This is a genomic window from Segatella hominis (assembly GCF_004535825.1).
Classification (GTDB): Bacteria; Bacteroidota; Bacteroidia; order Bacteroidales; family Bacteroidaceae; genus Prevotella; species Prevotella hominis.
This window is the reverse complement of the sequence record NZ_SGVY01000044.1, coordinates 25,285-33,285: the sequence shown is the minus strand read 5'-3', so window position 1 is coordinate 33,285 and position 8,001 is coordinate 25,285. Positions and strand designations below refer to the sequence as shown.

The following is an 8,001-nucleotide window of genomic DNA, read 5'->3' as shown; positions in this document are numbered from 1 at the left end:
TTTTGCTTGTCTTCTTTTCGCAACACTAAGGTAAGTGAAAATTCTGACATGGCAAAATCCTGGGCAACTTTTTGTTGCTCAGGCACTTATAAATAATGTTAAACTATAGTGTTGCGGAATTAAGGTTTAACTTATGTGTATAGAACGAATCTGCGTCCAGCTTCGGTTCTAATCACGTTCTTTTTTCGAGTACTCTCATCCCCTAAATAAGGGATAATGTAAAATCTTGCCTGAAAAAATTATTTTTTTTAGTTATTTATTCTATATGATGTGAAATCAATTGGACATCCGTATTGGATATAGAAGAATTAGGATGCATCTTGAGCGACAGCTCTACCGACTTCTTGCCACTGAACGATAGCCAGTTGAGCTTTATCTTCACTTTTTCTGGCTGTTCCTTCCATAGTGAGTTGAGGTTGAAGGCTATGAGTGCATCACCTATCCTTCCACGAATGTCACCTTGTGCGTTGTGACGCAAATCGAATTCATATACATTATCCTTGTTCACACCGCTTACAAGATTGATGATATGCTTGGTTGACCCTCCCCATAATGTGCGTATGCGGAGCGTAACATAGCCGTCCTCGGCAACAGAAACCCAATCACGCACAATTTCAATAGGGTCATTGCCAAATGCTTTCGCATCTTTTTCCTCTGATCCTTGCGTCATTACTGGCTGTTTGGTACGGATGCTGTCTATCCAATTGACATACACACTCTGTTGGTTGCCTCCGTAGCTTCGTTCTTCTATTGTATAGTTCACCAAAGCCCTCACTTTCTTATCACCAAACGGTGAGGTTTTCATATTGGTAGGTACAAGCGATGTTGATTCATCAAGTTGCATGAAGAATCCTTCAGGTGCAGTAGGATACACCGTTACAAGGGCAGTAGGACGCTGTAACATCTCATTGTTATCATTGTCATCACATGAGTTCAGCGTGAGCGAACTGGCTATCAATCCTATTGCCAAAATTGTTTTCTTTGTAATTCTCATATTTCTTGCTTTTTAGTTTCTACCTATTAAATCATCAAAAAGCAGGAATCTTGCCTGTAAATAATGTTTTTATGAGATTTTTTATTATGCCAACAGAGCAACACCTTTTTATATTGGCGTACTTTTTTGATATCGGTATCATATAGCAATACCATAAGGATAATCGGCTAATGATTGATAAGGGCAATGTTTTCCATAGGTAGAGAATGCAACATTCCATTCCGCCCTTAAAACAAAATCCACAGATATGTAACTATATCTGCGGATTTTGAATGAAGGGTGTTATATATTTTAATCTTTAATCACTTAATTGACTGGTTCAGCATGAACGTAAAAGTAATCATTCTTGGAGTCAGCATCGTCGCGATTGAGAACAAGTGCAATTCTTGTATCAGCAGTTGCCCAGTATGTAATAATATGCGCTTTTTCAGGAAGAGCCTTAAATAAGGTGCGGTAATGATCTACCTGCTTACCCACTTCGGTTCCCTTGCCATAATGGTTAATCATAAGTTCCGTCAATTCACGAGCCTCCTTTTGCAGAATAGCGACATCATTTCCCTTACCTTTTTCCCCGTAATTGTAGCGCAGTTCAGCATATACCTTGTTCATATCATTGTTGTATGTCCTTGGTTCGTAAACGGTGAAACTACGGCTTTTATCAAGCAAACATGTCGCAGCAAACTCTCTTGGCTTGCTCATCGAAAACTTTCCCCAATCGAAGCACAAGAATTTGTCATTATAGACATTGTGGTGCATTGTATATATATAGACAACACGACCTTTCTTGTAACCTGCAAAATATGAGGTCAAATCTGTGTTTGTGTCAAAGAAGCGAGTTGTCCACGTCAGTGCTGTTTGAGCCTGCCCCGGCTTATGACGATGTACGACATATCTGTCAGGAAGTGAACTGTTGTCAGAGCTCCAAACAATGGAGTCGAAATACTCCAACGTAGGGTTTGGAAGCATTGATGTGCCGAGATGATCCGTCAGCGAGAACTTTACATTTCCAAAAGCTACAATAACACTTCCGTTCGTATTCTCTTCAAAATCGTCGGGATTATTATAGCTCGCACTTACACGAAACTTACAGTCATTAGGAACCGCATCTGTAAAATCTATGTTTGCATCATAATCGTACGCTTTCTTTGTCTCCGCAAGTTCGTTGTCCGTCATGCGCTGATAAACCACCATGCCGTAGAATGGTTTCAGATTATCATGCTCAATGGTGGCATCGCCCAGTTTCTGCAAGGTGTACATATAGAACTTATTTGACTCTTTTCTTTGAAGCGTAACCACAGACAACACTTGCATATAGCGATTTTGAATACTTTGACTTGCCGAACCGCGCATGATGAATCCGGTCACTGCATCATAAAACCATTCTGTCTTGTTATATAACTTACCATAGGTATCACCATGTTGAAATCCTATCAGATGCCCATCCGATTCAAACCAATAATCCATATATCCACCGCCATTGCCTGTATAGAGGTAGTTTGTTTGTGAAAGTCTGCCGTTATCCTGCACTTTATACATGCCTATAACTTTCCAGCCATATCCTTTCACCTCATCCTCAACAACTGTGGCTATTGTGGGCTCGCAATCTTCAAGCACACAGCATCCATCGTTGTTAATAGTATAAGTCTTATCGAACAGATTGTCATAGTCAGTACCCGGTCCGTTATGTTCGTCAGTCTTATCACAACCTGTAAAAGAAACGATGCTGAGCATTGTCAGTAGAAACATACAAATTCTTTTCATTTACTTTCATATTTTGGAGGTTAATATTATTGATACTATCTTAGCTTGTTTTTATCGTATTTATTGGATATATATATTCATATTTGCGGTAAAAACATAAGCTAAGACATTTTATTCTCAATGTTTCTTATTCTATCGGACAAAGCTATGATTTCCAAAAGTACTGCCCAGCAGCCTACAGAAACAAAAATACTGCCTACGAACATAAAAAACGCTCGAGGTGCGCACATTTCAGAACCCGATTCCCAGATACCCTTACTGATAAGTGTGCCTAATAAAATACCACCAATCAGACCGGAATAGGCAATAACGAGGATCATCTTTTCTATAATTGTTCTTTTCATACGTTTCGTTTTATATTGTCTGTTTTTATAAACGCTAAAATAGATATTATATTGCAGTATATACGAACATATCTGCTAATGTTTATGTCAACCTCTGTTTCCCCAATGCTTTGTCAGGGCACCCTTATAAATTTGTGTACGGTCATTATAGTTGGTAAACTTCAAGTCAAAAGTTCCCGGATCAAAGTTCTGATACATATTCAAGGCATAAGTCCAGCCTTTTGCCAGAGGTCCTGAAACGTTCAAATCAAACTGATGCATACCATAATGGTTGCCTTTGTAATTCAAGATACCCTTGAACATATTACTGCCTAAGTCGCTGAAACTGTTTACAGAATATGCAATGTTTCCTGTAGCGATGGCTGATTCCTGTGGGTTCATCAATCCTACCTCTGCCAAGCTACCATCACTTCTCCAATGAGCAGATACAGGATGGATGTAAGAAGAATAAACGACTGGTAATCCGTTCTCGTACACATTTACATTTTCACTTGGAAGACCTATCTGAATGTAACGAGGTGCATTGGCATCGGATGCATTGAGCATCACATTGCGTTCTGCTTTCTTTTCTACCATTGTAGTGTCTGACTTCTCTTGAGCACTACAAATGCTTGGGATGACCACGCAACAAGATAAGAGCAAAAGTTCTCTTCTCATAACTTTAAAACATTGTATTTATAACCATAGAACAACCAAAACTAATCAGAAATATCCGAGTGTAAATCTTTAATTACCAGCATATTCTAAAATTTAACACTTTTCGGTTGCCATTTGTCGCTTCCCAAATTTCCACATATTTTTGAGACGTATTTCTGACGTGGAGAATTTGCGGGGCTTGTTTTTTGTCACACCGTGCAGACAGTTGACAAGGGTTTACAACCGTTTACGACAAGCGACAATAACCGCCCCGATATGCGGAAACAGTCACACTGTGTAGAAAAGCGACAATGGTTGACTTCCGTTCACATCCGTTTACCATTTCAGAGATATAGGATTGAAGAAATGAACCATTAAACGATAAAACGGTATGAAAGCAACCAGAAAATGCAGTTTTTGCGGCAAGTCCTTTGTAACCCGAAGCGGTATGCAAAGATATTGCAGTGAGGCTTGTCAGGCAGAAGCCAAACGAGCCAGAGTGATGCAGAAGAACAACCTCTTCAAAGTCGCCCAACCCTTGATGGAGATACAGCATCAGGAGTATCTCACCTTTTCCAAAGCAGCCATCCTCATGGGCTGTTCCCGACAGTACATTTACAAACTTGTAGCCATCGGCAAGCTGAAAGCCTCACGCATCAGCAACCGCATGGCATTCATCCGCAGAGCCGACATCGAGCAGATGTTGGAGGGCAATCCCTATCACCGCATCCTGCCCGGCAACACCTCCACACCAAGGAAATCATCTTCATCTTCCTTACCTGCCAAAAGAGAAAAAAGGGAAAAGGAAAGCGAAGAAGTGTTGGACTTCTATTCGGGCGAGGAGGTGATGTCCCTTTTTAAGGTAAAGCAGTCATGGCTTTACACTTCCGCCAAGCGTAACCATATCCCCATCTGCCGTATCGCAGGAAAGAACTATTACAGCAAGAAGCATATTGACGAGTTTTTCGGTGTGGCAGTTGATATTAGCGAAATTACCGACTGGCTACTGACCGAGGAGGTGGAGGAACTGTTCGGCATGAAGCCGACCGCACTCCGTGCCTACACCTATCGCCATAAGATACCCACTAAAAGAGAGTACGGGCGTACCTATTACTCCAAATCACATTTGAACGAACTCCGCAGAACTGACCTTGTGAACGATGAACGCTACTATACCGTTGAGCAGGTGCAGCAAATCTATGGTCTTTCGTCAGCCAACATCTGCCATATCGTCAAGGTGAAGCACATCGAAAAGATAAAGGTGGGTGTGAAAAACCTGCTTTTGCGCTCAGATGTGGAGCGTGTCATGGCTGAAAGGAACAAATAACCGTGAAAAATCGGGATTATCGAAAATTATTTCAAAATGATGTATCGTGGAGGTATTCACGGATATTTCACGTTGTTCCTTTGCCATCGGAAACATGGATACAACTCCAAAATGTATACAACCAATTAAAACATAATTATTATGAGTAAATGCAAAACAGTTACCTTGCGTAAGCGCAAGATTAAGAACGGGACACAGTATTCACTATGCCTTGACTACTATCCCGGCTACCGTGACAATGTCACCATGAGAGTGATTACACGTGAAGCCTTAGGAATTTACATCTTCGCCAAACCTGCAAACCAGCAGGAACGGGACTTCAACGCACGCATGATGAAGAAAGCGGTCATCCTGCGCAACCAGCGCTACGAAGCCATTTTCAATGAAAACAACGGCTTTTTTGACAAGACCAAGATGAAGGGCGATTTCCTTGCCTATTTCAAAGGACTGGCTGACCGCAAGAATATCAAGTGGCAGCACGTATACAAGCATTTCCAGCGGTTCGTGAACGGCAAATGCACCTTTGAGGAGGTGGATGTGGATTTGTGCCGCAAGTTCATGGAATACCTGCTTGATGCACCCCAATCCATCCACACCAACCAAAAGCTGCACATCAACTCCGCAGCAGGCTATTGGTCAACTTTCCGTGCCGTGCTGCACACCGCCTACCGTGACAGGAAGATAAAGGAGAACCCAAACGGCTTCTTAGACCGCATCGAGTGCATTCCCACCATCAGGGAGCATTTGAGCCAAGAGGAACTGATACGGCTTGCCGAAACACCCTGTGAGGAGGAGGTCTTGAAAAAAGCTTTTCTTTTCGCCTGTCTTACGGGACTGAGAAAGAGCGACATCAGACAGCTCACGTGGCAGCAGATACAACCATACACCAACGGCAGGATGTTCGTTACCACCCGTATGCAGAAAACCAAAGAAATAGTGCATAACCCCATCAGTGATGAAGCCTATGGACTGCTGGGAGAACGGGGCGAGGGACTTATCTTTGAGGATTTCAAGGACAAGATGCTGCAAGGACCACTCCAACGGTGGCTCACGGCAGCAGGGATAACCAAGAAAATCACCTTTCACTGTACCCGCCACAGCTTCGGAAGCCTGCACGTGGAAATGGGAACGGACATGGCTGTCATCCAAGCCTATCTCGGACATAAGAACATTACCACCACACAAATCTATTCCAAGATAGCAGCGCAGCAGATGTGTCAGGTGGTGGACAAGATAACCTTGAAGCGCAAGGAGGCATAAATGTCTCACATTGACAGGTATTCAGAGGGGCGGTTATGGCTACAAGGCTATAATCGCCCCTCTATGTTTTTGGCTTGATGCCACCATTTATAAGCCCCTCAGAGTATGAAACAGAGTATGATATGATGACATTTCGTGAAATACATTGAAAAAGACCGTTCTAACCGCAAATAACGGGCAGTAATTGGGAAAAATAGCATTAACTTTGCACAAAATAATACAGGAACATTCAATCTCTCAACGAAATATGGAATCATCAATCAAGGACAAATACATCATCTTGGGCTTTGTCGGCTTCGCCATCGTCCTAATATCTTCCATTGCCACGCTGGTAATAGCGGACAGCTTCAACCAAGACAACTTTGTCAGGTGGATAGTATTCGTATGCTGTAACCTGTTGGGATGGTTGCTCTATCTCTCCTTTCAGACACTTATCTTTGATACATACGAAATCTACAAAATCAAGTTCGGCAAGAAAGAAACGATTGCCGAAGCCATAGAGGTGCAGGAAGAACTGTCACAAAATACACTTGAAGAAGCCACATCTGTGCCTGGACCTACATCAGTCCCTGAGCCTGTACCCGAATCATCCCCGACAAAAGAAGAGACACTTATCCAAACACAACCGATAGAGCTTACTATCGCCCCGGATCTTCACGAAAAGAACCGTGCCAATTACGCAAGCAGAGAGCAACGGGAAAAGGAAGAGCGCATCCGCATGGTCATGGAGTATTGCCATTATTACCTGCCTCGCATTGCCGACCAAGAAACCGTGAACCACATCTGTACTGAGGTGGACAAATGGATGAATCTTAACACTTATACCCCGAAGCCCATACAAAGACCGTTTACCAAAGACATCAACAACATTCCACTCCGTCACTTCGTATGGAATATCTCTGAGCGTTTCCTGTACAAGAGATACTACAATGGGGATAACCGTGCCAAGTTCATCAAAGCCCTTTTCCCGAAATCGTTTGCTGATACAGACTTATCAACCATCAAGAATTTCAAGGTAGAGCCGTTAAAGACGGAAATTCCCATTGATGAACCCGAAAACGGCAAACTTGATTTCCACTATCCCGAGGATTATGTGCGGAATTAGGATAATCACGACACCAACGACAACCATCCGGTAACTCATAACCGCCTGTTTTACATCGTTTCCCGAGTAATTTTACCCGTCATTTATGGCTGGGCTTAATTATTCGGGAATTATTTTGCAATGACGTGTCGTGGAGATATTCACGGATATATCATTTCAGTCCTTTGCGCCAAGTCTTACAAAAGAGACGAGTACGCGAATGGAAAAATCAATTCTTACCTTCAACGACCTCCCCGAGGTTGTCGCTCAGCTTCGAGACGAAGTGATGAGCCTGAAAAGCCTGCTCGCCGAGCAGCGCAGTGTGAACAATGCCAAAACGGTGGACACCCACGTGCCCATGTCTGTGGACGAGGCAGCAGAGTATTTAGGTATCCCTAAGGGTACGCTCTACATGAAACTGTCAGAAGGGACAATCCCTGCCACCAAGCCCGGCAAACGCTATTGCCTTTACCGTGACGAACTGGACAAGTGGCTGGAAACCGCCCGAAAGAATCCCATACCGTTGTCAGACGAGGAACTGAACAAGTCCTTATCCTCTTCCCACCGTCGCAAGCCCAACCCACGTAACTGGTGA

General features: G+C 43.0%; 8 protein-coding genes. 4 read left to right on the top strand and 4 right to left on the bottom strand.

Features of this window, described 5'->3' with window-relative positions:
- Positions 1–256 precede the first annotated feature (256 nt).
- The 4 genes from EXN75_RS13430 to EXN75_RS13415 all read right to left on the bottom strand — a co-directional run bounded on the left by EXN75_RS13430 (position 257) and on the right by EXN75_RS13415 (position 3,756).
- The gene (locus EXN75_RS13430; RefSeq protein ID WP_134844189.1) at positions 257–994 is read right to left on the bottom strand and encodes a NigD1/NigD2 family lipoprotein; all 738 of its coding nucleotides are present in this window, start codon (positions 992–994) and stop codon (positions 257–259) included.
- Positions 995–1,300: 306 nt separating this feature from the next.
- Positions 1,301–2,740 carry a hypothetical protein gene (locus EXN75_RS13425; protein ID WP_134844188.1) on the bottom strand — a complete coding sequence of 480 codons (1,440 nt, stop codon included), beginning with the start codon at positions 2,738–2,740 and terminating at the stop codon, positions 1,301–1,303.
- Positions 2,741–2,856: 116 nt separating this feature from the next.
- The gene (locus tag EXN75_RS13420) at positions 2,857–3,099 is read right to left on the bottom strand and encodes a hypothetical protein (protein ID WP_134844187.1); all 243 of its coding nucleotides are present in this window, start codon (positions 3,097–3,099) and stop codon (positions 2,857–2,859) included.
- Positions 3,100–3,186: 87 nt separating this feature from the next.
- Positions 3,187–3,756 (bottom strand): hypothetical protein, encoded by a 570-nt coding sequence (locus EXN75_RS13415; protein ID WP_134844186.1) that lies wholly within the window; start codon positions 3,754–3,756, stop codon positions 3,187–3,189.
- Between the two features lie 370 nt (positions 3,757–4,126).
- Between EXN75_RS13415 and tnpA the strand changes: the two genes are divergently transcribed.
- The 4 genes from tnpA to EXN75_RS13395 all read left to right on the top strand — a co-directional run bounded on the left by tnpA (position 4,127) and on the right by EXN75_RS13395 (position 8,001).
- Positions 4,127–5,062, top strand: coding sequence for a transposon Tn4555 protein TnpA (tnpA, locus tag EXN75_RS13410; protein WP_004292844.1), 936 nt, complete (start codon positions 4,127–4,129; stop codon positions 5,060–5,062).
- Between the two features lie 141 nt (positions 5,063–5,203).
- Positions 5,204–6,322, top strand: coding sequence for a tyrosine-type recombinase/integrase (locus tag EXN75_RS13405; protein ID WP_004338318.1), 1,119 nt, complete (start codon positions 5,204–5,206; stop codon positions 6,320–6,322).
- A gap of 247 nt (positions 6,323–6,569) precedes the next feature.
- Positions 6,570–7,427 carry a transposon Tn4555 protein TnpC gene (gene tnpC / locus EXN75_RS13400; protein ID WP_004339687.1) on the top strand — a complete coding sequence of 286 codons (858 nt, stop codon included), beginning with the start codon at positions 6,570–6,572 and terminating at the stop codon, positions 7,425–7,427.
- A 199-nt stretch (positions 7,428–7,626) separates the two neighbouring features.
- On the top strand, positions 7,627–8,001 hold the full coding sequence (locus tag EXN75_RS13395; protein WP_004338328.1) for an excisionase family DNA-binding protein: 375 nt from the start codon (positions 7,627–7,629) through the stop codon (positions 7,999–8,001).